The organism is Novosphingobium sp. AAP83 (assembly GCF_001295795.1).
GTDB lineage: Bacteria > Pseudomonadota > Alphaproteobacteria > Sphingomonadales > Sphingomonadaceae > Novosphingobium.
Genome location: NZ_LJHY01000016.1, coordinates 347,400 through 369,252, shown reverse-complemented (window position 1 = coordinate 369,252; position 21,853 = coordinate 347,400). Strand labels below are relative to the sequence as shown.

The following is a 21,853-nucleotide window of genomic DNA, read 5'->3' as shown; positions in this document are numbered from 1 at the left end:
AAAGGGTCGCCTTTATTTTTGCGAGGCTGTGCGCGCGTTGAAGCAGAAGCTGCGGATACGGTCTGCATCTTTCACACCCGGCGCGTTTTCTACGCCGGATGAGACATCGACCAGTTTGGTGCCGGTGCGGCGCACGGCATCGGCCACGTTATCGGGCGATAGGCCACCTGCCAGCCCCCACGGTGCTTGCCCGCGATAAGCCGCTAGCAAGTCCCAATCGAACACCAACCCCAAACCGCCGGGAAGGTCTGCGCCCTTGGGGGCCTTGGCATCGAACAGGATCAGATCAGCCGCGCCTGCAATGGCGGCGGCGTTCGCGACATCTTCGCGGCTTGCGACCGACAGCGCTTTCCACACTGGCAAACCAAATTGGGCGCGCAGTTTGGCTACCCGTTCGGGCGTCTCTTTGCCGTGCAACTGGATCACATCAAGCCGCGCAGCCGTGACTGCTTCGGCAACGGTCGCATCAAGGGCATCGACGAACAGGCCGACCACTTTGGTACGGCCCGCCGCACGCTCACCCAGCATGGCGGCGTCGCGTAGCGATACATTGCGCGGGCTTTTGGCGAAGAATACGAGGCCGATATAGTCGGCGCGTGCCGCGATTGCGGCATCGAGCGCTTGCGGCGTGGCGATGCCGCAGATCTTGATGGCGGGGGCGGTAGCGGTTGACAACATGGGCGGCGCGTTACGGTGAACGCGCCGCTCCTGTCAAATTATCGGCGGCTCTATTGCGCCAGTTCGTAGCTCACGTTGATCGTCACCGTCATTTCCAGTTCGCCCGCAGCAACCGGCGATGATTTTGGCGCGCTGGCCATTTCGGCGCGGGCAAACATCACTTGCGGCTGCGGGGGCGACCAACCGGCGTTTTCGCTGATCGTCAGCAAGCGCACCACGCGCAGGCCAGCGGCCTTGGCATAGAGATTGGCGCGGGCACGGGCTTTCTTCATCGCCTCGATCCGCGCTTCGTCCATTGCAGCATCGCTATTGTCGATCTGGAACGAGGGGCCGTTCACCTGATTGGCACCGCTGGCAACCAGCGTGTCGATCACTTTGCCATAGCTATCGAGCTTGCGCTGGCGGACCGACACCTGATTGATCGCCTGATAGCCGACGATGACCTGTTCCTGCTGTTCATACGATCCATCAGGCAGGCGCACGGGCTGTCCATAAACCGGATTGACCGACAAGTTGCTGGTCTGGATATCACGCTCGGCAATACCGGCTTTGCGCAGCGCTGCGATCACGGATGTCATGCGATTGGCGTTTTCGCTCAAGGCGTCACCGGCGGTCTTGGCTTGTGTAGAGACGCCCGCGCTGAACACCGCGAGATCGGGCGTGCGGGTCGATTTGCCCTCCGCCGCAATGCTTAACAGCGTATTGCCCGAGGCGATGACCGGCCCGCCTGAAACGCCTTGCGCATGGGCCACTGTCAGCGGGGCGATGGCAGCCAGTACGGCTGCGATGAGGTGCTTGCGTTTCATTGAAGGCTCTCCCGTAAGCTGCTTGGCCGCCAGATGTGGACGTGCCGAGATTACAGGGCGATGAACCGTTCAGCGCAAGCTTCGTTCCAGCACGACCATGGCGAAGGGGTGATCGCCAGGCGCGGGGAAGGGGCGCTTCTCGCCGGTGCGGGTATAGCCCCGGCGCTCGTAATAGGTGATCAGTTCAGGCCGCGCATCGATCACCGTCATTTCCATGACATTCGCGCCGAATGCTTCGGTAGCGGTATCTTCGGCATCGGCCAGAAGCGCGCGGCCAAGGCCTTCGGCTTGCAGTTCAGGATCAACGCAAAGCATGCCAAGATAGGCGCGGGCCTCCCCCAGATCGGTGATCGTTACCGTGCCGACAAGACGCCCGTCCATGGCGGCAAGTAGCACGCGGTTACCGGAGTCAGCCAAGACACCGGCCAGTTCCGCCTCGCTGGTGCGCGTGTCATCCAGCAAATCGGCTTCGTGCGTCCAGCCCTGTTTTGCGCTGTCGCCACGATAGCATTTCTCTACCAGCGCGCGTAGGGCTGGCACGTCTTGCGGCTTGGCGGTCGTAAAGCGGATCATCGGCGTCAGAGCGTGGCTTCGATGGCGCGCGCGGCGGCAACCGGATCTTCGGCGCGGCTGATCGGGCGGCCGATGACGAGCACGCTGGCCCCTGCATCGCGCGCGGCGCGCGGGGTTACCGAGCGCTTCTGGTCGCCCAGCTTGCCATCAGCGGGGCGCAGGCCGGGCACAATCAAGTAGCCTTTCTTCCAACGCTGGTGGATTGCGGCCACTTCATGGCCCGAACAAACAATGCCATCAAGGCCCGCCTCTTGCGCCAGATCGGCGAGACGCAACGCCTGATCGTGGGCTGATCCGGCAATGCCCATGCCGTTAAGGTCGGCGTCATTGAGACTGGTCAACACGGTAACCGCCACGACCTTGCAATGTTCACCCGCAGCCGCCTTGGCATCTTCCATCATCGCCCGTCCGCCCGAGGCGTGGACAGTCACGATCGCAGGTTCGAGCACGTGGATCGATTGCATCGCGCCTGCCACGGTATTGGGAATATCGTGCAGCTTCAGATCAAGGAAGATCGGCAGTCCGATTTTGGCCACTTCGTGCACGCCGTGATGACCGTGCGCGCAGAAGAATTCGAGACCGAGCTTCAATCCGCCGACATGGCCCTTCACCTTCTGGGCAAGGGCGACCGCAGCATCGAGGCGGGGGAGGTCGAGGGCGAGATAGATCGGGTTGCTCACGGTGTCTCGTTTCTTGTTTGGGCGGCTTCGAGGTTGGTTGAACTCAAGGAAGGCGCTGAGCGGGTGTTAAGCGATGTTTCCAGCGACGTTATGCGCCGTGCCATGCGCCAGCGCGTGGCGCGGTAGAGCATCCACATCGGCACCAGACCCAGCAAGAACGCAGCGATCACCAGTGCAGGCAGCCGAGTTTCGAGCAACAGCCCTTCCCAGATGCGCACTTCCACCGGAACCCAGTTGGCCGCACTGAACGCAGCCAGTGCGGCAATCACCATAACCCAGAAAATCGTACGCAGCATTCTTTAAGGCCTCTCGCTTCGTGCCCCGTCCGTCGCAGGCGATGCTAGGACAGGTCGGGGCGCTTGGCGAGTCCTCGCGTTATTCAGGCTTCGCCGAAAACGCGGGCAAAGATCGTGTCGATGACTTTGAAGTGGTAATCGAGGTTGAACTTTTCCTCGATCTGTTCCGCGCTGAGCACAGCGGCCACTTCCGGATCGGCCTTGAGCAGTTCCATCAGCGAAAGCTGCCCGTCCGATTCCCACACCTTCATCGCATTGCGCTGCACCAGACGGTACGAGGCGTCACGCTCAAGCCCCGCCTGCGTCAGTGCCAGCAGCACGCGCTGCGAATGGACGAGGCCGCCCATCTTATCGAGGTTCTTCTGCATCCGTTCGGGATAAATCAACAGCTTGTCGATCACCGATGTGAGGCGGCCCAGCGCGAAATCGAGCGTGATCGTGGCATCGGGGCCGATGAAGCGTTCGACAGAGGAGTGCGAGATATCGCGTTCATGCCACAGCGCCACATTCTCCAGCGCAGGCGTCACGGCGGAGCGGACCATGCGGGCAAGGCCGGTGAGGTTTTCGGTCAGGATCGGGTTACGCTTGTGCGGCATCGCCGACGAGCCCTTTTGCCCCGGCGAGAAGTATTCTTCGGCCTCCAGCACTTCGGTGCGCTGCAAGTGGCGCACTTCGATGGCGAGGCGTTCGATGCTGCTGGCGATCACGCCCAGCGTTGCAAAATACATCGCATGGCGATCACGCGGGATGACCTGCGTCGATACCGGCTCGACCTCAAGGCCCAGCTTTTCGGCGACGTATTCTTCAACCGATGGATCGATGTTGGCAAAGGTGCCGACCGCGCCCGAGATGGCACATGTGGCCACTTCGGCGCGCGCGGCGACGAGGCGGGCGCGGCAGCGGGTAAATTCGGCATAGGCCTCGGCGAGCTTTTTGCCGAAGGTGGTGGGTTCGGCGTGGATGCCGTGGCTGCGGCCGATGGTGGGGGTATATTTGTGTTCAAACGCGCGGCGCTTGATCGCGGCCAGCAGCGCATCGATATCGGCGATCAGCAGATCGGAGGCACGGGCAAGCTGGACCGACAGCGTGGTGTCGAGCACGTCGGAACTGGTCATGCCCTGATGCATAAACCGCGCTTCGGGGCCGACCTGCTGCGCCACCCAATCAAGGAACGCAATCACGTCGTGCTTGGTGACGGCTTCGATCGCGTCAATCGCGGGGACATCGATCACCGGGTTGGTCGCCCACCAGTCCCACAGCGCTTTTGCGCCCGATGGCGGAACGACGCCCAACTCGCCCAGCTTTTCGGTCGCATGGGCTTCAATCTCGAACCAGATGCGGTAGCGCGCTTCGGGTTCCCAGATCGCGGTCATCGCGGGGCGGGCGTAACGGGGGACCATGTTCGACTCCAACTGCTGATTTTTGGCGCGTAAGCTGTGCGGGGCCGCTAGGGCGCAGGGGCGGCAAAGGCAAGGGGCCATGCGATTCCGTTCAGGAAAAGGCGCATTTTCCTGACAAGGTTTACACAGTTTACACTGTCCTGAGGGGGAAGTTCGGGGCCTCCAGGGGGCGGGGGAACGGATAGTGCATTTGAGGAAAGGGTTCGGGCGGCCATGAGGATGGATTACGCCAGCGCAGGGGCTTTAGGAAAATCAATTCGCCCCGGGACGCGCAAATGGATCAACGCCTACTCGTAATGGGGGCGTTCGAATTGGGCCGGGCATGGCGGGCAAGGTGCGCGCATGCCTTTCAGTCTCGTGTGAAGCTATAGGCCGCTGATAGGCAGGTGATCGAAAATTCGGGTTTCAGCTTGGCCCTGATCTTCGAGATCATGACTTTGACTGACGAGGGCGACAGGTCTTTTTTACCGGTGGGCGATTTGCACAAGTCGTAAGTGGGCACTTTTGCAGGGAATCGATGGATCAAGGTTGCCAGAATTTCCTGCTCCCGCTCTTTCAAGGGTTCGATGCACCATGGCGAGGTGTCGACCAGCGGGACGAGTTGTTTTCCGCCCTTGGTGTTTGAAACGCGGTAGCGGCGGTAGATCGCGAGCAGTTTGGCTTGCGCTTCGGGGACGGGGACGCGTTGATCGATCACGTCATCATAGCCTGCCATTAGCAGCTTGCTGCGGTCTGGCGGCATGTTACCGATGAGCACCGCGATCTTGGGTTTGCCTTTCCAGATGGGCAAGTAAAGCCGGATCAGGTTTTGCAGCCTGCGCGCATCATGCCCCACCGCAAATAAAGCATCATAGTTTTCTCTGCTCGACGAAAAATTGCCTATATAGGATTCAGAAACAACCGAAACAATTTGGTTGGGCACAACCAATTGCAGCCAAGCAATCGTGCTAATATCCTTTATCTCGCCAACCAGAGCGACGCGAACGACAATTCTCTTCAAGTCGCTTAAGGCAAACATCGGATGGATACTATCCAAGGCCTCGCTATTGAGTGAGTCGTTATCGTCCATATTTACCTTGTTTGCAAAAGGTAGCATACCCAACCTCTTGATTAAGGATTTTCCGGTCGACAATTTCGTGCAGGCCAGAGCAAGAATGTCTTGCCGAGATCATCTTAGCGTAAATAGTCCAAAATGGACAAGTCCCCGCAATCCCTAATAAAATTTAACCGAATCGGATGCCTTGTTGCGCTAAGTGTATGATAAAAATTGTTAAATTTAACCCGGAGATTTTTTGGATAGGGGGATTTGGATAAATTGGTGGATAAATATTTGTCTTTTTTTATAATATAACAAAAATAAAAAATATTTTTAACAAGTATTCGTATTTTTCGGCTAAATTAATTTTTGTTAACATCTTATGTTGGATACCGATTTCCCAAGCTGTGCAAGTAGTAACGGTTTGTTGATAAATTCCTGGCGGCTTTTCCTCGGATTTGGATGATTGATACAATGTATCCAGAGCTGACGCGGCGCTGGATTTGTCTTTTTGCGGTATTTGGATGGCTGTACTTTGCGACGTGGCAACAGAAGCGGCGGGATTCCGGGCAAGCCCGGGATGACGACAATGGTAGGAACCTCAGTTCCCTGACATTAAATCAGCCCCTTCGCCTTCAAGGATGTGTGCCCTTCGCGGCCGATAATGATGTGGTCGTGGACCACTATTCCCATCAATCGCCCCGCTTCGGCGATTTTATTGGTGATCTGGATATCCGCGCGGCTGGGTTGGGGGGAGCCGGAGGGGTGATTGTGGACGAGGATCATCGAGGCTGCGCCGATTTCGAGCGCCTTTTTGATGACCTCGCGTGTGTAGATCGGGCTTTCATCAAGCGTGCCTTCGCTGACGAGGTGATCGAGGATCAGCATGTTTTGCGTGTTGAGATAGAGCACGCGGACACGTTCGACATTGAGGTGCGCCATATCGATGTGCAGGTAATCGAGCAGCGCCTGCCAGTTTGACAGCACGGGCTGTTCGCGCACGGTGTTGCGCGCAAGGCGGCGCGCGGCAAGCGCGACGATGCGCATGGCCGCCGCGCTGGTTTCGCCCATGTTGGGGTGCAGGGCCAAGGCCTGGGGATCAGCCGTCAGCACGGCGGCGAGGCTGCCGAAGCGCTGGATTAAGGAGCGCGCGATGGGCTTGGTATCGATGCGCGGCCTTGCGACCATTAACAGGTATTCGATGACTTCGTGATCGGCCAGCGCATCTTCACCGCCGGTCATCAGCCGTTTGCGCAGGCGCGCGCGGTGGCCGCTGGTATCCGTGCCGTCAAAGTCTGCTCCTTTTTTCACAAGGGGCGCGGCTTGTTCAGGAAAGAGTTGGTCAGGATCGGGCATGGGCGGTTTGGCGGGCACCTCTGGCGAAGCTGTGCGTTTTGTTGGGCGCATTCGCATGCAGTGCATTGCCCAAGCCGGGGGAGTGCGCAAGAAGGGGGACAATGGCAGATAGTTTCGAAATGGCGGAAACCGGTGCTTTGGCAGTGCCTGCAAGCGCGCCGCGCCGCAGCCGCTGGCGCCGGATCGGCGTGCCTGCGCTGGCCGTGGTGCTGGTGGCGGGTTCAGGCGTGTGGCTATCGCGTGAGCAACTGGCCGATCGCGTGATCGCGGGCCAGATCGCTGCCTATGGCCTGCCTGCGACGTATGAAATCGAGAGCATTGGCCCGGGCGCGCAAGTGTTGCGCAATGTGGTGGTGGGCGATCCCGCGCGGCCCGACCTGACCATCGAGCGCGTGCTGGTGGCGCTGGAATATCGCTGGGGAATGCCGGTGATCGGATCGGTAAAGCTCCTGAGGCCAAGGGTTTACGGGCAATACTTGGATGGCAAGCTGAGCTTTGGCGCGCTGGATAAAGTGCTGTTTGCGCCCAAGGCCGATGATGCACCTTTTGCCTTTCCCAAGCTGGACCTGACGGTTGAGGACGGGCGCGCCCTGATGCTGACCGACTTCGGCAAAGTGGGCCTGAAGCTGGATGGCGCGGGCGCGTTGCAGAACGGGTTTGCCGGAACACTGGCGGCGGTTGCGCCCAAGCTGGCGGGTGGCGGCTGTGTAGCCGAGGGCGCGACGCTGGTTGGCAAGATCGCCATTCGCGAAGAGCGGCCATCGTTTGCAGGGCCGCTGCAATGGGCGGGTCTGGCGTGCGGGAACGGGGTGCGTGCGGGCGCGTCCACGGTGCAGATTGATGGGCTGGCCGATAAAGGGCTTACAGGCGTTTCGGGCGATCTGACGCTGCGCAGCAAGACTTTGGCCGCGCCGGGCTTGGCCGCAGAATCGCTCGCGCTTGATTCGGGGCTCGGCTGGCGCGAGGGCGTTTTGACCGGGCGGATCGAGGCCAAGGCCGGCGGCGTGCAAAGCGGCGGGGTCCATGCCGGGCTGCTGGGCCTTGAAGGACTGGTGCGCGCGCGCGATGGTTTTGACAAAGCCGAGTTTCGCGGGACGGTGCGGGGCGAGGAACTGCGGCAGGGGCCTGCGCTGGATCTGGCGCTGGCCGATGCGCAGACACGTTCGGCGCAAACCCTGCTTGCGCCGATGCTGGCGCAACTGCGCGCAGCTTTGCGGCGCGAGGAGCGCGGGAGCCGTCTTACCGGCGAGATCACGGCGCGGCGCAACGGGGCTTCGGGCGGCACCTCGGGCATGACGCTGGTGATGCCGCAAGCGCGGCTGGTGGGCGGCAGCGGGCAGGAATTGCTCACGCTGTCGCGGTTTCAGGTGGCGACCGGCGGCGGCGATGGGCCGCCTTTGCTTGCGGGCAACTTTGCCACCGGGGGGCTGGGCCTGCCGCAGGTGACCGGGCGGATGGAGCGCGGGAGGGCGGGGCAGGCGCTGTTCCGGCTGACGATGGCGCCGTGGCGCGCAGGCGGCGGATCGTTGGCGATCCCCGAGATGATGATTGCGCAAGGCGGCGATGGCGCGCTGAGCTTTGCCGGGATGACGCTGGTTTCGGGCGCGATTCCGGGCGGATCGGTGAAGAACCTCGTGCTGCCGGTGAACGGCAGCTATGGCGCGCGTGGCGAATTGGCTTTGTGGTCGCGCTGCGTGAACGCACGGTTTGACCGCCTGACGCTGGGGTCGATGGCGGTTGATGGCAATAGGCTGAACCTGTGCCCGCCAAGCGGAAGCGTAGTGGTGCGCAATGGTGCGGGCGGTTTGCGTGTGGCTGCCGGTACAACGGCGCTTGATCTGTCTGGCCGGTTGGGTGCAACGCCGATGGTGGTGAAAACCGGCGCTGTAGGTTTTGCATGGCCCGGTGTGCTGATGGCCAAGGCGGTGGACGTGACGCTGGGGCCACCCGAATCGGCAACGCGGCTGCGGCTGGCCGATCTGGATGCGCGGCTGGGCAACGACTTTACCGGTAGATTTGCGGGCGTTGAGGCGCAATTGGCCGCTGTGCCGCTGGACGTGACGAAGGCGGCGGGGCAGTGGCGCTTTGCCAAAGGCGCGCTGGTGCTGTCGGACGTGGGCTTTGATCTGACTGACCGGCTTGATCCGGCGCGGTTCGAGCGGCTGCACAGCGAAGGCGCGACGCTGACTTTGGCGGATAATCGCATTACCGCCAGCACTTTGCTGCGCGAAGCCACGACTGCGCGCGAAGTGGGGCGTGCCATGATCCGGCATGATCTGGGCAGCGGGACAGGGCGTGCCGATCTAGCTGTAGATGCTCTGGTGTTCGACAAGGCATTCCAGCCTGCGCAGCTTACGCGGTTGGCGCTGGGCGTGGTGGCCAATACGGTGGGCACGGTGCGGGGGCAGGGCGTGATTGACTGGAACGCGCGCGGGGTGACCAGCATCGGGCGTTTCGGCACGGAAAACCTTGATCTGGCAGCAGCATTCGGGCCTGTGAAGGGGCTTTCGGGAGCGATCGAGTTTACCGATCTGCTCGGCATGGTGAGCGCGCCCAACCAGAAGCTGAAGGTCGCCTCGGTCAATCCGGGAATCGAAGTGAATGACGGGGTGATCGATGTCTCGCTGCTACCCGATCAGGTGCTGCGTCTGCATGAGGCGAACTGGCCGTTTCTGGGGGGCACACTGCGGCTTGAGCCAACCGATCTACGTTTGGGACTGGCCGAGGCGCGGCGCTATACGCTGAGCTTGGCGGGTATTGATGCAGCCAAGTTTCTGGAGAAAATGGAGCTGGCCAATCTGGCGGCGACCGGCACTTTCGACGGGCAGTTTCCGCTGGTGTTCGATGCCGACGGCGGGCGGATCGAGGAAGGTTCTCTGATATCGCGCGCGCCGGGGGGCAATGTCTCCTATGTTGGCGCGCTGACTTATGAGAACATGGGGGCGATGGCCAACTTTGCGTTTTCGGCACTCAAATCGCTGGATTACAAGACCATGACCATCGCGATGCGCGGCGAGCTGGAAGGCGACATCGTCACCAACGTGAAGTTTGGCGGGGTCAGCCAGGGCGAGGGAACGAAGCGCAACTTCATCACCCGCCAGATCGCCAATCTGCCGATCCAGTTCAACGTCAACATTCGCGCGCCGTTCTATCAACTAATGACATCGCTCAAGGCAATGTACGACCCCGCCGCGATCAAAGACCCCCGCACATTGGGCCTTGTCGATGCGCAAGGGCGGATCGTGCGGCGGTTTACCAACGGGTTCCGTCCGGGAGGGTCTCCTGCGATTGTGCTGCCCGTTTCACAACAAAACATTCAGCCTGCAGAAAGCGGAAACCTGCCATGAAGCCTGAGCAATTGACCCGATCAGCGATCCCTGCGACGATATTTCGTATGAGGGAACACAGATCACAGTTGTGGCAGCGCGGCCTGTTGGCGCTGCCGTTGGTGGCCGGTTTGGCAACGGGGGGCTGCATTTCGGTGAAAGCACCGGACAAGCCCATCGTTATCGAGCTGAACATCAATATCAAACAGGAGGTTGTGTACCGACTTGCAGCAGATGCGGGCAACACGATCGATAGCAATCCGGACATCTTCTGATGGGCCGCGGGTATATTGGGATTTGGCAAATGGTGCAGTTTTCTGTTCGCAAGTGCATGATGGCCATCGCAGCCTCCGGGCTGGTGTTGAGCGCTGTGGCGCCGGTTGCGGCTTATGCCCAGGCACGCGACCCGGCTTATGCTGCGGCCCGCGCCGCGGGGCAGGTGGGCGAGAAAATGGACGGCTATCTGGGCTATGTCACGCCGCCTGCGCCGCCTTTGCGCGCGGTGGTGGAAGACATCAATATCAAGCGCAAAGCCGTTTATGCGGGCAAGGCGCAAGCCAATAACGCCACGGTTGAAGAATATGCGCTGACATCGGGCTGTCTGCTGATCGCGCAGACCAAACCGGGCGAGAAGTATCAGGCCGCCGATGGATCATGGCAAACGCGCGGGGAAGGACCGCCGCTGCGTGATTCGCGCTGTCCGTAACGCGATTTCTGCATACGAATCGCCAACGCAATTTCGCCCTTTTCCGCGTAAGTGGTGAAGGGCGATTGCTTTTGCGGTGAAAGCGTGGGTGAACCCCGCCTGTAGCGGTTGACTCGTAGTTACCCCCCGCCTAAGGGGACGGCGCCCTCGGCGGTGAACCGTCGTTTATGCTGCACTTTTGGTCGGGCAACTGACAGGGGACGGGCATGAATGATCAACCGCCAGAGATCGCACCTATCGGTGAGGACGCGCGGATCGACGCGCTCGACAAGCGGTTAAAAGCGCTTCGAGAGCTGGAAAATCAGCGCACCCAACCAAAGGCAGGCGCGGAAACCGATGCGAATTATCGCTTAGGCAACCGGGTGCTGGCGGAACTGATTGGCGGTCTTGCAGGCGGCGCGTTTATCGGCTGGGTCATTGACCAGTTTGCCGGAACAAGCCCTGGGGGGTTACTGGTGATGTTGTTCATGGGGATCGCTGTGGCGTTCCGGAACATCATCCGACTTTCGAGCCGGCGCCCCGAATAAGGGCGCTGTTGTTGTATTCGAGTGATACGGGGTTTTGCGCGTGGCCGAAGGCAAGGTCGATCCGGTACACCAGTTCACGATTGAGTCCCTGTTCGGGACCGATCAGTGGGCGATTGGTGGCTACAATATCGCGTTCACCAATTCCGCGCTGTGGATGGCGATCACCACTTTGGTGCTGATCGTGTTCGTGGCCGGTGGTTCAAAGCGCGAACTGGTTCCGGGCCGCTGGCAAATGGCGGTTGAGGGCCTGACAGGCTTTGTTGACAACCTGCTGATGGCAAACATCGGCAAGTCGGGTCGCAAATACCTGCCTTACGTGTTCTCGCTGTTCGCGTTCATTCTGTTCGCCAACATGCTCGGTCTGATGCCTCTGGCGCTGTTCGGGGTTCACCCGTTCACGTCTACCAGCCATTTCACCGTCACCGGCGTGCTTGCCATCATGAGCTTTGCGATCGTTCTGGTCGTCGGCTTTGCCAAGCACGGGTTTCACTTCTTCTCGCTGTTCGTGCCGCACGGTACGCCGGTTCTGATGATCCCGATCATTTTCTCGATCGAGTTGATCTCGTTCATGGTGCGTCCGTTCAGCCTTGGTCTGCGTCTCTTCGTTGCGATGATGGCCGGCCACGTTCTGCTCGAAGTGCTTTCGGGCTTCGTCATCTCTGGCACCAACGCCGGAGTGGGCATCTTCTTCCTCGCCGCACTGCCAAGCTTCTTGCTGATGATTGGTATCTGCGCGTTGGAGCTCTTGGTTGCAGGCATTCAGGCTTATGTCTTTGCGCTGCTGACGTGCGTTTATCTGAACGACGCCGAGAACCTTCACTAATACCTGTAACCCACCAAAATTTGGAACTGTTGTTCCATTCGGATTTGAGAAAAGGGAGTTTTTGACATGGACGCAGAAAGCGCAAAGCTGCTCGGTGCTGGTCTCGCCGCTGTTGGCGCCGGTCTTGCCTCGCTCGGCGTGGGCAACGTGTTTGCCAAGTTCCTCGAAGGCGCGCTGCGCAATCCAGGCGCTGCTGATGGCCAGCAGGGTCGTCTGTTCATCGGCTTTGCTGCTGCTGAACTTCTCGGCCTGCTGTCGTTCGTCGTTGCGATGATTCTGATCTTCGTCGCCTGATCGGCTGCGAACTTCACAGATTGTTGAAATGCTGGCCGGGGTTCGCCCCGGCCGCGTGACGCCCGGACACCTGCAATGCCTCAGATTGAACAGCTTGCCACCACTTATGCCAGCCAGGTTTTCTGGTTGCTGGTGTTCTTTGGCATCATCTTTTTCGTGATCGGCCGGGGCATGGTGCCCAAGGTTATGGCCACGATGGATAGCCGCGACAAGCAAATCGCCGATGACCTTGCCGCTGCGGAAGCAGCGCGGGCCACCGCCGACGCCGAGGAAGAGTCCTGGCGTGTCCAGGCGAACAAGCAGCGTGCAGAGGCGCAAGCCCTGATCGTTGCCGCCAAGGCGGATGCCGCCAAGGCTACCGAAGCAACGCTTGCCGTTGCCACGGCCCGTATCGATGAAACACTGACCTCTGCCGAGGCACGCATTGCCGCTGCCCGCGCTGCTGCGCTGGGTGAAGTGGAAGGCGTTGCCGCTGAGGCCGCGCAGGACATCGCAAGCCGCATTGCCGGTCTGTCGATCTCTGCCGATGAGGCACAGGCTGCCGTGAAGGGAGTTCTCGCTCATGGCTAATCACGCTGAAACAACGGCTGTCGTTGAACATGGTGACGGTGGTGTTGAGCACCACGTTGAGCCTTCTGCATTGGGCCTTGGTCCGGGTGCATGGGCAGCGCTGGCGATGGTTGTGTTCCTTGGCATTCTGGTTTGGAAAAAAGTCCCCGGCGTAATCGTCGGAGGTCTCGACAAGCAGATCGATGCCATCCGCAAGCAGCTCGACGAAGCCAAAGTGCTGCGCGCCGAAGCCGAAAAGCTGCGCGCGGAATATGCCGCCAAGATCGCCAACGCCGAAAAGGACGCGGCGTCGATGGTCGAGCATGCCAAGTCCGAAGCTGCGGCCATCGTGACCAAAGCCGAAGCCGATGCCACTGCGATGATCGCACGCCGCGAAAAGATGGCCGCCGACAAGATCGGTGCCGCCGAACGCGCCGCTGTCGACGAACTGCGCGCCAAGGCTGCCGAAGCGGCAACTGCCGCTGCACGCAACCTGATCGCCAAGAACCACTCCGCCGGAGCCGACAAGGCGCTGGTAGACGGTGCGATTGCCGGTTTGGTGAACTGATCGCCTAAACGCGCTTCGTAAGCAGTTAGATCAAAAAGCCCCTTCTGGTCCGTCCGGGAGGGGCTTTTGGTTTTGGGGCTAACGGTTGAAGGTGGCGTTCGACGTCCTGCTTGCCGTGCAGGATGCGGATGATATCGATGCGCTCTGGTGTTATGCGGTAATAGATCATGTGTGCGCCGCTGCGGATTTTGAACAGATCCGTGCGAAGGGTGCGGCGCCCGAAAGTTCTATCTTGGGCAAGCCCGCTATATACTGCGCGCAAGTCCAAAACGTACTTGTTTGCTTGGGCAACACCCCAATTCGCGGCAGAATATCGCCAGATGCCTGCGCCAGGTCAGCATCAGCCGCTGGCGAGAATCTGACGCTTCTCACCGTGCGTTATATTCGCGGTTCATGCGTTGTAGAAATTCATCAAAGTCGAATGGCTCTGGCTCGCCGGTTTCCTCACCCTCGATCAAAGCTAGCTCCAAGGCGCGCACTTTTGCCTCGTGATCTTCCAGCAATCGAAGCCCCGCGCGCACAACGTCGCTGGCAGATCCATAGCGGCCTGTGCTTACCTGCGCGGCGATGAAATTGGTGAAGTGTTCGCCGATGGTGACGGATGTGTTGCGGGCCACTTTAGCGTCCTTTGTGAAGGGGCGCTGATGTGTACCAATATGTAATACAGCTGGGGGCATTGGCAACTTGCGCAGCGGTTTGCCGCGTTTTGCCCGTCCGTCAGCGCTGCGCGCTGGCACCTCCCCATTTGCGCTTCGCAAAAATGGGGAGGAATGGGGGTCAAGCGCGTGTTGAGCCTCTGATCACCAGTCTCACCGGCACGCGACGTCCCGAGCCCTCGGTGCCGTTGATTTTTGCCAGCAATTGTTCGACCAGAAGCGATCCGGCCATTTGGAAATCGGGTTCGATCGAGGTTAGGGGCGGGGTGGACCATGCGCCGGCGCGGATGCCGTCGAAGCCGATGATGCCGACTTGATCGGGGATCGAAATACCGCGCCGGGTGAGTTCCTTTAGCGCGCCCAAGGCCATTTCATCGCAGACGGCGAAGATTGCGTCGAAGGCTTCGCCCGATTCACACAGTGCGGCAGCGGCGCGGCGGCCTTGTTCTTCGCGGGAGAGGCCGGATTCGACCTGGATCAGGCGCGGGGTTTGCCCTGCGCTGCGCATCGCCTCGGCATAGCCTTCGTAGCGTTCCTGAAACTGGCGCTGGGGTGAGGTGGCCGAGCCGATACAGACGAGGTTGCTATAGCCGCGGACGAGCATGTGGCGCGTGGCCAGCGTGGCGCCGGAGAGGTTGTCGCTGCGTACCCATGGCATTTCGTTGTCGGGCGAGCCCCAGCACGTCCACAGTGTGCCTTCGGGCATGGCGCGGAAATAGTCCCACGCCTTGGTATTCGTTGTGGTGCCGATCACGATCATGCCATCGGCCTTGCGGCGTTCCTGAAAGTGGCCCCAGAAGTTTTCGGGCGCATCCTGAAACGCGACTAGCGTTTCATAGCCGCGCGCGGAGGCGGCGGCGCACGTGCTGCCGAGCAGCGAGAAGTAGAACGGGTTGATGTCTTTACGGTCTTGCGCCTCGCGGCAGATCATCACGACCGCGATGGTGCCGGTGCGGCCACGGCGCAGGCGCGCGGCGTTTTCATCAACCTGATAGTTCAAGCGGCGCGCGGCATCGATCACGCGCTGGCGGGTGGGTTCGCTGATCGAGGTATCGCCCGCCAGCGCGCGGCTGACGGTCGACTGGCTGACGCCTGCCGCTTCGGCCACGTCGAACGACGTTACCCGAATGATCTTCCTGTCCGTCGCCATGCAAATTTCCCCAAGTCAGCGTCGCTTTAGCAGGATTGGCGTTAGCGGAAAGTATCCTTGGCAGAGCGCAGGGCAGCAAATGTCTCGATGGCGGACGAACCGCCCCAGCGGGCGGCGATTTCGGGCGCATCGGCGCGCAGGAACGGGTTGGCGGCGAGTTCTGCGGCTAGCGTGGTGGGCACGGTCCATTGGCCCGATGCACGGCGTGAATCGACGTTGGCCGCATAAACCGCGAGCGCGGCGTTGTCAGGATCGGCGTGGAGCGCGAAACGGGCGTTGGACTGGGTGTATTCATGCGCGCTGTAGAGCGTGGTTGCAGGGGGCAAGGCTTTGAGGCGCAGGAGGCTTGCCCAGAACTGGTCGGGCGTACCTTCGAAGATGCGCCCGCAGCCCAAGGGGAACAGCGCATCGCCGACGAAGGCGGTGGTCGCGTCTGGCAGGTAATAGGCGCAGTGGCCGAGTGTGTGGCCGCCTACGTCGATCACATCAGCGGTGAAGCTGCCGAGTTTCACAGTATCGCCTTGCCCTACTGTGCGATCAACTGCGGCGATTTTCGGGGCATCGGTAGCAGGGGCGAAGACTTTGCAGCCGGTGGCGGCCTTGATCGCCTCGTTGCCGCCGGCATGATCGGGGTGCCAGTGGGTGTTCCAGATTTGCGTGATGGTCCAGCCTTGGGCTTTGGCTTCGCGCAGATAGGTTTCGGCGTCGGGCGTGTCGATGCAGGATGTCTCGCCGCTGGCGGGATCGTGGATGAGGAAGCCGTAATTGTCGAACAGGCAGGGGAACTGGTGGATTTGAAGCGTCATGGGGTGGTTCTAGCGCGCATGGCATGACAAAGCAAAAGCCCGTCCGGATTTCTCCGGACGGGCTTTGTGTTCGTTGCCGTGAAGGCGCGGAAGCTTATTGCTTGGCCTTGAGGGCCGCGCCGAGGATGTCGCCCAGCGATGCGCCTGCATCGGACGAGCCGTACTGTTCCACAGCTTCCTTTTCTTCGTGAAGCTGGCGTGCCTTGACCGAGAAGTTCGGCTTCTTCGAACGGTCGAAACCGGTGATCATGGCATCGAGCTTCTGGCCAACCTGGAAGCGGTCAGGACGCTGTTCGTCACGATCGCGGCCCAGATCCGAGCGCTTGATGAAGCCGGTTGCGCCGTCTTCGCCAGCCTGAACTTCGAGGCCGCCATCGCGGACTTCGAGGACAGTTACGGTGATGACTTCGCCGCGACGCAGCGCGCCAGCGGCAGCAGGTGATGCACCACCGGCAGCAGGAGCGCCCTTTTCGAGCTGCTTCATGCCAAGGCTGATGCGTTCCTTTTCAACGTCAACGTCGAGAACGACGGCCGAGACCTCTTCACCCTTGCGGTGCAGCGCCAGCGCGTCTTCGCCCGAGATGCCCCAAGCGATGTCCGACATGTGAACCATGCCATCGACGTCGCCATCGAGACCAATGAACAGGCCGAATTCGGTTGCGTTCTTGACTTCGCCGGTGACGGTCGAGCCGACCGGGTGCTTGTCTGCGAAAGCTTCCCATGGGTTCTGCTGGGCCTGCTTGAGGCCGAGGCTGATGCGGCGCTTGTCGCTATCAACTTCGAGAACCAGAACGTCGACTTCTTGGCTGGTCGAAACGATCTTGCCGGGGTGGACGTTCTTCTTGGTCCACGACATTTCCGAAACGTGGACGAGGCCTTCGATGCCAGCTTCCAGTTCGACAAATGCGCCGTATTCGGTGATGTTGGTGACAACGCCCGAGAGCTTTGCGCCAACCGGATACTTGGCGGCAACGCCATCCCATGGATCCGATTCCAGCTGCTTCATGCCGAGGCTGATGCGCTGGGTATCCTGATTGATGCGGATGATCTGCACCTTGACGGTATCGCCGATGGCGATGACTTCGCTCGGGTGGTTGACGCGCTTGTAGCTCATGTCGGTGACATGGAGCAGGCCGTCGATGCCGCCCAGATCAACGAACGCACCGTAATCGGTGATGTTCTTGACCACGCCATCAATGATCTGCGCTTCCTTGAGGTTCAGGATCAGGCCCGAACGCTGTTCAGCGCGGGTTTCTTCGAGAACGGCACGGCGCGAAACCACGATGTTGCCACGGCGGCGATCCATCTTGAGGATCTGGAACGGCTGCGGCATGTCCATCAGCGGGGTGACATCGCGCACGGGGCGGATATCGACCTGGCTGCCGGGAAGGAACGCAACGGCGCCATCAAGATCGACAGTAAAGCCGCCCTTGACGCGACCGAAGATCACGCCTTCGACGCGCTTGCCTTCGCCGAATTCGTTTTCGAGCTTGTCCCAAGCCGCTTCACGGCGGGCACGATCGCGCGACAGCATGGCTTCGCCATCAGCGTTTTCAACGCGATCAACATAAACTTCGACTTCGTCGCCGACCGAGAGGCCGTGCGGTTGGCCGGGGGCAGCAAATTCGCGCAGGGCAACGCGGCCCTCGCTCTTGAGCCCGACGTCGATGACGGCCTTGTCGTTTTCGATTGCAGTGATTGTGCCCTTGACGACGCGGCCTTCAAAGCCACCGTTGGCGGCTCCGCCAAGCGTTTCGTCGAGCATCGCGGCGAAATCGTCGCGCGTGGGATGGGTAGCCATTTTGAGCTTCCTGTAACGATGTTTCCGGCCTGGCGGTTGTTTCCGCCGGTCTTTCCTCCACCTGCCGCACCATGCGACACGTGGGCCAAAAAGGGCCGAACTACCCGCCGGGCCGTATGCCATAGCGGGTATCCGTGGAGCGCAAGCGCCCGTTGGACTGGCGGCGCTTAGGCGCGGGGGGTGGGAAATGCAAGGGAAATGGGGGGGGCGGGAGCGTTAACACTGTGGGCGGCGTGACCTGTTAACTGGGCGGCGCTAGGTCATCCGATCACACGGAGATCGCGATGGAACAGCCTAGCGTATTTAGCAGCTTTGGCGATGCAGCCACTGAAGCGCGTTACAATCTGAACGCACGGACGCTGCGTACCCCGTTTGTGCGCATTTATGCTGTGCTGTTCATGCTGGTCGCGCTGGCTTATTCCATCGTCAACCCACTTTACTTGGCAACCGAGGAGAACGCGCAACTGGCTTTCTGGCTTGGCCTGACGTTGCTGTTTTCAGGCTGTTATGTGGGCGTGACGTTCTGGAAAGACTATGCACGATATCCGCTGATCGATTTTGCGGTTTTGCTGCTGATCGGCGTGCTGGTGACGCGCGTGAATCATGTGCTGTTTGCACATTTCATCCAGATGCATGCATCGCTTCATGCGGTGGGCGTGATTAACCAGTTGGGGGTTACCGCATTTGCCGCAGTTACGCTGGCGGGAAAGCCCAAGCTGTATCTGCTATGGATGGCGTGCAATCTTGCAGGCTGGCTTGGGCAGGTTGTGCCGGCGCAGGATCATGATGCCGCGCTTGCTTATGCAAGCCTGAGTTATTTCAGCGGTGCCGCAATCATGATGGCGATCAATCTGGCTGTAGGGCGCACCAGTCGCGCGGCCTTTATGCTGGCCGATTCGCTGGATGCTGAACGCGCAAGGAACGAAGAACTGGTGTTGAACATGTTGCCGCCCGCCGCTGTGGCGCGGATCAGGGGTGGGCAATTGGTGGCCGATTCTTATGCTGATGCCAGCGTAATTTTTATCGACATGGTGGGCTTTTCCAAACTGACCAAGCGCATATCGCCGGGGCATCTGGTGGAATTGCTGAACGGTTTTTTCAATCACGCCGATGCCTGTACGCGCGAATTCGGCGTAGAAAAGGTCAAGACCGTCGGCGATGCCTACCTTGCGATTGCAGGGGGTAACGTGGCTGTCGGCAATAGCGCCGATGCTGCGATTGCGTTTGGCCGTGCCGTGCTGGCTGGCTTGGATACACTGCGCGAGATTACCGGGGTGAGCGAGCTAGGCTTGCGCATCGGTATTCATTCGGGACCAGTAGTGGGCGGCGTGATCGGCGCAACGCGCATGGCCTATGATTATTGGGGCGATACGGTGAATATTGCTGCGCGGATTGAAGGTACAGCGCCTGTAAACGGCATAGCGATTTCGGAAAGCACATGGCTGCGGGCCACGGATCGCTCCTCATTCGGGCCTGCCAGCATTGCTACGCTGAAAGGCGTGGGTGATATCTGCGTGTTCAGGACGGTGCCGGATGAACACGCGGCTAGCGCCGACGCAAGCGTGGAGGGCTGAACCGGAGAAGCTTACGGTTTGGCCGTCACCTGCTTTTCCACCAGCGCAATCGCGGTTGCCACAGCCATCTCTTTCGTCAGGCGTGACGTATCGAGCAATTCCGCGCCGTCTGCCTGCCGCAAGGGGGCTTCGGCGCGATTGCGGTCGCGGGTGTCGCGGGCTTCGAGGTCGGCTTCGATTTCTGTGCGGTCCACGTCCACGCCCAAGCCTTTCATTTCGGCCCAGCGGCGCATGGCGCGGGCGGAGACGGTGGCGGTGATGAAGAGTTTGGCGTCGGCTTGGGGGGCGATGACGGTGGCAATGTCGCGGCCATCGAGGACCGCGCCGCCGGGTTGATTGGCGAAGACTTGTTGGCGGGTGAATAACGCGGCGCGGACAGCGGGGTGGATCGAGACGCGGCTGGCGTAACCGCCCGAAACTTCGGTGCGCAGTTCGGGATCATCGAGCAGGGCAGCGTCGAAAGTGCAGGCGGCGAGCGCGTCTGCGGCGTCATCGGGGTTGCCGCTGTTCAGGAACACTTGCCGTCCGACCGCGCGATAGAGCAGGCCGGTATCGAGGTGGGGCAGGCCGAAATGGGCGGCGAGCGCCTTGGCGATGGTGCCTTTGCCCGATGCGGTGGGGCCGTCTACTGCGATGATCATGACTTTGTGTTCCGGGCGCGGAAGGCTTTGGCAAGGCCCCAGATGGCGATGGCGGCCCAAAAGAATTCGAGCGCCAATGAGGCGGGGTTCAGGTTGTAGAGAAGCGAGATCGTCAGCAACCCCGCGCCGGCAAGATTGACGCCGTGCTGGACGAACGGGTTGGGGTTTTCCAGTTTGGTGGCATAGGCATAAGCGAAGATAATGCAGGCCATGCCGAGAAATCCGGCGATATTGGCAAGCGTTTCGTCCATCAAGCGCCGCTCACTTGCGCCAGCAGGCTTTCGAAGACCGGGAAGCTGGTGGCGATGGGGCGGGTGTCGTCCACTTCGATGCCTTGGCGGCTGGCAAGGCCTGCGACGGCCAGCGCCATCGCGATGCGGTGATCGAGATGGGTGACAACGGCTTGTCCCTCGGGCGTGCCGGGGAGGGGATCGCCGCCGGTGCCATCGATGATGAGGCCGTCTTCGGTTTCGGTGACGGTGGCCCCTGCGAGGGAGAGTGCGGCGTGCATCGCGCTGATCCGGTCGGATTCCTTGACGCGCAGTTCCTCAAGCCCGGTGGTGACGGTGCGGCCTTTGGCAAGCGCGGCGGCGACGAACAGCACGGGGAATTCATCGACCATGCTGGGGACGACGGCAGGATCAACCGCGATGCCGGTGAGCGCGGAGTGACGCACGCGCAGATCGGCGACGGGTTCTCCGCCGACATCACGCCGGTCAAGCTCTTCGATGGAGCCGCCCATCAGGCGCAGCACATCAAATAGCGCGGCGCGGGTGGGGTTAAGGCCGACGTTCTCGACCACGAGGTCTGAGCCTTCGACAAGGAGGGCGGCGATGACGAAGAAGGCGGCGGAGGAGGGATCGCCGGGGACGGTGATGGTTTGCGGCTTGAGTTCGGCCTCGCCGCGCACGCGGATCACGCGCGCGCCATCGGCGGCGATCTCGACGGTGAGTTCCGCGCCGAAGCCGCGCAGCATGCGTTCGGAATGATCGCGCGTGGGGATGGGTTCTATGACAGTGGTGATGCCGGGCGTGTTGAGGCCTGCCAGCAGAATCGCGCTTTTGACTTGCGCCGAGGCGACGGGGAGGCGGTATTCGATGGGCACGGCAGGCGATATTCCGCGCAGCGTGAGCGGCAGGCGGCCGCCGGGGCTGGCGGTGAACTCTGCGCCCATGGTGGAGAGCGGATCAATCACGCGGCCCATCGGGCGCTTGGACAGCGAGGCATCGCCGATGAAGGTGGCGGTGATCGGGTGGCTGGCGACGAGGCCCATCAGCAGGCGGGTGGACGTGCCCGAATTGCCCATATCGAGCGCTTGTTGCGGTTGGAGCAACCCACCGACTCCGACGCCGTGGACGTGCCACATGCCGTCTTCGTCGCGGGTGATCGTGGCGCCCATCGCGCGCATGGCGGCGGCAGTGGACAGCACGTCTTCGCCTTCGAGCAATCCTGTGACGCGGGTTTCGCCCACGGCCAGCGCGCCGAGCATGATCGAACGGTGGCTGATCGATTTGTCACCCGGCACGCGAATCCGGCCCCTGAGCGGGCCAGAGGCGGAAAAACGGCGGGGGTGCATCGAATTGGTATCGTGAGCGGACACGGATTTG

The 21,853-nt window shown here is 61.0% G+C and carries 25 protein-coding genes; 9 read left to right on the top strand and 16 right to left on the bottom strand.

The window, feature by feature from the left end:
• Nucleotides 1-12: 12 nt before the first annotated feature.
• The 8 genes from IP81_RS08525 to radC all read right to left on the bottom strand — a co-directional run bounded on the left by IP81_RS08525 (nt 13) and on the right by radC (nt 6,825).
• Nucleotides 13-678: a phosphoribosylanthranilate isomerase gene (locus IP81_RS08525; RefSeq protein ID WP_054107545.1), complete on the bottom strand. Its 666-nt coding sequence runs from the start codon at nt 676-678 to the stop codon at nt 13-15.
• A 50-nt stretch (nt 679-728) separates the two neighbouring features.
• Entirely contained in the window at nt 729-1,484 is a 756-nt protein-coding gene (locus IP81_RS08520) for an SIMPL domain-containing protein (RefSeq protein WP_054107544.1), read from the bottom strand.
• A 69-nt stretch (nt 1,485-1,553) separates the two neighbouring features.
• Nucleotides 1,554-2,057, bottom strand: a complete 504-nt coding sequence (locus IP81_RS08515) for a GNAT family N-acetyltransferase (RefSeq protein WP_054107543.1) — start codon at nt 2,055-2,057, stop codon at nt 1,554-1,556.
• A gap of 5 nt (nt 2,058-2,062) precedes the next feature.
• Nucleotides 2,063-2,737: an orotidine-5'-phosphate decarboxylase gene (gene pyrF, locus IP81_RS08510; protein WP_054107542.1), complete on the bottom strand. Its 675-nt coding sequence runs from the start codon at nt 2,735-2,737 to the stop codon at nt 2,063-2,065.
• Nucleotides 2,734-3,033 (bottom strand): hypothetical protein, encoded by a 300-nt coding sequence (locus tag IP81_RS08505; RefSeq protein WP_054107541.1) that lies wholly within the window; start codon nt 3,031-3,033, stop codon nt 2,734-2,736. Before IP81_RS08505 ends, pyrF begins: the two co-directional genes overlap by 4 nt.
• Before the next feature lie 83 nt (nt 3,034-3,116).
• Nucleotides 3,117-4,433 (bottom strand): adenylosuccinate lyase, encoded by a 1,317-nt coding sequence (purB, locus tag IP81_RS08500; protein WP_054107540.1) that lies wholly within the window; start codon nt 4,431-4,433, stop codon nt 3,117-3,119.
• Between the two features lie 349 nt (nt 4,434-4,782).
• Entirely contained in the window at nt 4,783-5,565 is a 783-nt protein-coding gene (locus IP81_RS08495; RefSeq protein ID WP_157573135.1) for a hypothetical protein, read from the bottom strand.
• Between the two features lie 519 nt (nt 5,566-6,084).
• Nucleotides 6,085-6,825 (bottom strand): DNA repair protein RadC, encoded by a 741-nt coding sequence (radC, locus tag IP81_RS08490; RefSeq protein WP_054107755.1) that lies wholly within the window; start codon nt 6,823-6,825, stop codon nt 6,085-6,087.
• 101 nt (nt 6,826-6,926) lie between these two features.
• Here radC and IP81_RS08485 point away from each other — a divergent pair, with 101 nt between their 5' ends.
• The 8 genes from IP81_RS08485 (at nt 6,927) to IP81_RS08450 (ending at nt 13,618) form a co-directional block, all read left to right on the top strand.
• Entirely contained in the window at nt 6,927-10,172 is a 3,246-nt protein-coding gene (locus IP81_RS08485) for a YdbH domain-containing protein (protein WP_054107538.1), read from the top strand.
• Nucleotides 10,169-10,426 (top strand): YnbE family lipoprotein, encoded by a 258-nt coding sequence (locus IP81_RS08480; protein ID WP_231626271.1) that lies wholly within the window; start codon nt 10,169-10,171, stop codon nt 10,424-10,426. Before IP81_RS08485 ends, IP81_RS08480 begins: the two co-directional genes overlap by 4 nt.
• A 29-nt stretch (nt 10,427-10,455) precedes the next feature.
• Entirely contained in the window at nt 10,456-10,857 is a 402-nt protein-coding gene (locus IP81_RS08475) for a YdbL family protein (RefSeq protein ID WP_231626270.1), read from the top strand.
• A 206-nt stretch (nt 10,858-11,063) separates the two neighbouring features.
• Nucleotides 11,064-11,384, top strand: a complete 321-nt coding sequence (locus tag IP81_RS08470; protein ID WP_054107536.1) for an AtpZ/AtpI family protein — start codon at nt 11,064-11,066, stop codon at nt 11,382-11,384.
• Between the two features lie 40 nt (nt 11,385-11,424).
• Nucleotides 11,425-12,207 carry a F0F1 ATP synthase subunit A gene (locus IP81_RS08465; RefSeq protein ID WP_054107535.1) on the top strand — a complete coding sequence of 261 codons (783 nt, stop codon included), beginning with the start codon at nt 11,425-11,427 and terminating at the stop codon, nt 12,205-12,207.
• 66 nt (nt 12,208-12,273) lie between these two features.
• Nucleotides 12,274-12,501: a F0F1 ATP synthase subunit C gene (locus IP81_RS08460; protein WP_011444975.1), complete on the top strand. Its 228-nt coding sequence runs from the start codon at nt 12,274-12,276 to the stop codon at nt 12,499-12,501.
• Nucleotides 12,502-12,576: 75 nt separating this feature from the next.
• Entirely contained in the window at nt 12,577-13,071 is a 495-nt protein-coding gene (locus IP81_RS08455) for an ATPase (protein WP_054107534.1), read from the top strand.
• The gene (locus IP81_RS08450; protein ID WP_054107533.1) at nt 13,064-13,618 is read left to right on the top strand and encodes an ATP synthase subunit B; all 555 of its coding nucleotides are present in this window, start codon (nt 13,064-13,066) and stop codon (nt 13,616-13,618) included. Before IP81_RS08455 ends, IP81_RS08450 begins: the two co-directional genes overlap by 8 nt.
• A gap of 25 nt (nt 13,619-13,643) precedes the next feature.
• Here IP81_RS08450 and IP81_RS21655 read toward each other — a convergent pair whose 3' ends face one another.
• From IP81_RS21655 to rpsA, 5 genes are all read right to left on the bottom strand, one after another.
• Nucleotides 13,644-13,940, bottom strand: coding sequence for a type II toxin-antitoxin system RelE/ParE family toxin (locus IP81_RS21655; RefSeq protein WP_082356051.1), 297 nt, complete (start codon nt 13,938-13,940; stop codon nt 13,644-13,646).
• Nucleotides 13,941-13,986: 46 nt separating this feature from the next.
• Entirely contained in the window at nt 13,987-14,235 is a 249-nt protein-coding gene (locus IP81_RS08440; RefSeq protein WP_054107531.1) for a type II toxin-antitoxin system ParD family antitoxin, read from the bottom strand.
• A 160-nt stretch (nt 14,236-14,395) separates the two neighbouring features.
• The gene (locus IP81_RS08435) at nt 14,396-15,424 is read right to left on the bottom strand and encodes a LacI family DNA-binding transcriptional regulator (protein WP_197274576.1); all 1,029 of its coding nucleotides are present in this window, start codon (nt 15,422-15,424) and stop codon (nt 14,396-14,398) included.
• 41 nt (nt 15,425-15,465) lie between these two features.
• Nucleotides 15,466-16,230 (bottom strand): hydroxyacylglutathione hydrolase, encoded by a 765-nt coding sequence (gene gloB / locus IP81_RS08430; RefSeq protein WP_054107530.1) that lies wholly within the window; start codon nt 16,228-16,230, stop codon nt 15,466-15,468.
• A 94-nt stretch (nt 16,231-16,324) separates the two neighbouring features.
• Nucleotides 16,325-18,031, bottom strand: a complete 1,707-nt coding sequence (rpsA, locus tag IP81_RS08425) for a 30S ribosomal protein S1 (protein ID WP_054107529.1) — start codon at nt 18,029-18,031, stop codon at nt 16,325-16,327.
• Nucleotides 18,032-18,315: 284 nt separating this feature from the next.
• Between rpsA and IP81_RS08420 the strand changes: the two genes are divergently transcribed.
• The gene (locus tag IP81_RS08420) at nt 18,316-19,605 is read left to right on the top strand and encodes an adenylate/guanylate cyclase domain-containing protein (RefSeq protein ID WP_054107528.1); all 1,290 of its coding nucleotides are present in this window, start codon (nt 18,316-18,318) and stop codon (nt 19,603-19,605) included.
• 11 nt (nt 19,606-19,616) lie between these two features.
• Here IP81_RS08420 and IP81_RS08415 read toward each other — a convergent pair whose 3' ends face one another.
• The 3 genes from IP81_RS08415 to aroA are packed head-to-tail and all read right to left on the bottom strand — an operon-like array spanning nt 19,617 to nt 21,822.
• Nucleotides 19,617-20,246, bottom strand: a complete 630-nt coding sequence (locus IP81_RS08415; protein WP_054107527.1) for a d(CMP) kinase — start codon at nt 20,244-20,246, stop codon at nt 19,617-19,619.
• Nucleotides 20,243-20,497, bottom strand: coding sequence for a hypothetical protein (locus IP81_RS08410; RefSeq protein ID WP_054107526.1), 255 nt, complete (start codon nt 20,495-20,497; stop codon nt 20,243-20,245). Before IP81_RS08410 ends, IP81_RS08415 begins: the two co-directional genes overlap by 4 nt.
• Nucleotides 20,497-21,822, bottom strand: coding sequence for a 3-phosphoshikimate 1-carboxyvinyltransferase (aroA, locus tag IP81_RS08405; RefSeq protein WP_054107525.1), 1,326 nt, complete (start codon nt 21,820-21,822; stop codon nt 20,497-20,499). The genes IP81_RS08410 and aroA overlap by 1 nt, the downstream gene beginning before the upstream one ends.
• Nucleotides 21,823-21,853: the final 31 nt, after the last annotated feature.